The 1866-nt window shown below is 57.1% G+C and carries 1 protein-coding gene; it reads left to right on the top strand.

Annotation, left to right across the window (positions count from 1 at the left end):
* Positions 1-202: 202 nt before the first annotated feature.
* Entirely contained in the window at positions 203-1288 is a 1086-nt protein-coding gene (locus tag KAK03_RS24680) for a GTP pyrophosphokinase (RefSeq protein WP_210857341.1), read from the top strand.
* The last annotated feature ends 578 nt before the right edge of the window (positions 1289-1866 follow it).

Below are 1866 nucleotides of genomic sequence, written 5' to 3'. Positions count from 1 at the left end.
ACAAGAACGAGCGACTCGACGCCCCGCGCTAACGTGCGGGCTGGTGAGCCCAAGGCTTCAACGGGCTGTCGAGTCGTTCAACGCAGGCGCACGGGCCGCTTGCGCTAACCGCGATTCTTCTGTGGAATCGCTGGGTTGAACATACAAGGCCTCGGAATCCAGCACCGGCACGCCCCTACTGCCGACACTACAATCCGCCCGCATGATTGACGACGCAGTGGAACAGTTCGCCCAAAGGCGACATGAATACGTTCGATTCACGTCGAAGCTAGAGGCGCTTGTTCGAGAGCTTCTAGCTGCGGAGAAAATTGAGCACCATCTTCTTGAATCGCGTACGAAGGAAGTAGCCAACTTTCGGTCCAAGGTCGCTCGAACGTCAAAGACCTACCGGGATCCGTTGGCTGAGATTACCGATCTTTCCGGGATTCGCATCATCGCGTACTACCAGGATCAGGTCGATGCCATCGGCAGACTGATTGCCTCCGAGTTCGTGATCGATGAAGAGAACTCATTGGTACACGCTGCGTCGGGTGCCGAGTTTGGCTACAAGTCGTCTCACTTCGTCGTACGCTTGAGCCAAGGGAGAGCTGGCCTCCGAGAGTGGCAAGGTCTTTCCACCTTAACTGCAGAGATTCAGGTTCGCACAGTCCTGCAACACGCTTGGGCAGCGATCTCGCACAAGCTCCAATACAAGCGCGAGGAAGACGTCCCTCAACTACTCAAGAGGAAGCTGTTTCGGCTGTCGGCGCTGTTCGAGCTCGCAGACGATGAGTTTGTATCCCTTCGCGACGCATCGGGCATCGTCAAGCAAGAGATCGTTGAACAGTTTGCCAGCGGGAATCGGCAACTACCTCTTGATGCAGTTTCACTTGGCCAATTGCTGGCGACATCACCAACGGTGGCGGAAATTTGCGCGAATGCCGCTGAAGCAGGATTCAACTTCGAGCCTCCCGACTACGATGATGACGAGTCCGACGACGATGATCGAATGTCCGACTTGCTGAAGCTCGCTGGCATTGCAGGCCTACGAACTGTAGAGGAGTTTGACGCCCTTCTGGCAGATGCGCTAGGTTGGTCGAAGCAGTATCTGGAAGCTCAGTACAGCGCGAACAGTGGCATTCCGGAGGGAAACTGGCACGTAACGCCACCCTTCATTTGCGAGCTGCTTCTGCTTCATGCACGAGCCGCTTCGATTCGACTCGGGCATCTGCTTGTCTCGGGCTACGCGCATGAACCAGCAAAGCGAATTTACGGTGTCGCCCAGTCTTTCAAGCGCACCGAGGCCTAACCCCTCGCTCAAGCTGACCCGCTACGGCAGGCTGTGTAAGCCCGGGCTGTGGCACATGGTGCATCATCACAGCCCGGGCTTACACAGCCTGCCGTAGCGGGCAGCTTAGCTCGAACGTTAGGCCTCGCGGCAGATTGCGGTGCCGCGCCGCCAGCCCCGAGCCGCAACAGGCTCGCCAGAAAGGCACTCGACCGGGTTCATCTGCATGTCACCTCAACCCCGTCCGAATGGCACCAACCTTTGGCAGTTCCTCCTGGTCCTTGGCATGGTTGCGCTCGGCATTGCAATGATCTACTTCTCCGCAGAGATGATGATTGGCAGCAATCCCGAGGGAACATGGCACAGCATTTGGCTAGCAAAACGTACAGCCGAGTTCTGTCTTGTCATGTGGTGGGCACCCTTCTATCTGGCCGTTCGCCTATGGAAGAGGTTCAAGCCATAGGCCAAGTCTGCACTCAGTTTCCAATCGCGCGCTGCACTTTGCAGTCGCGTTTCGAGCGAGGCCTAAGGAAGGTCTGCATAAATCGCCCCACGCCCTGCTTGGCACCGACGTGAAGCCCTGAGACGATAGGGTCCAT

It is taken from the genome of Ideonella alba (genome assembly GCF_018069845.1).
Lineage (GTDB): Bacteria > Pseudomonadota > Gammaproteobacteria > Burkholderiales > Burkholderiaceae_C > Ideonella > Ideonella alba.
Note: the sequence above shows the minus strand (reverse complement) of the source record. Positions and strands in the feature narration are given on the sequence as shown.

Coding starts and splice junctions, on each gene's coding strand:
- KAK03_RS24680 (WP_210857341.1), top strand. CDS start 203: ATGATTGACGACGCAGTGGAACAGTTCGCCCAAAGGCGACATGAATAC.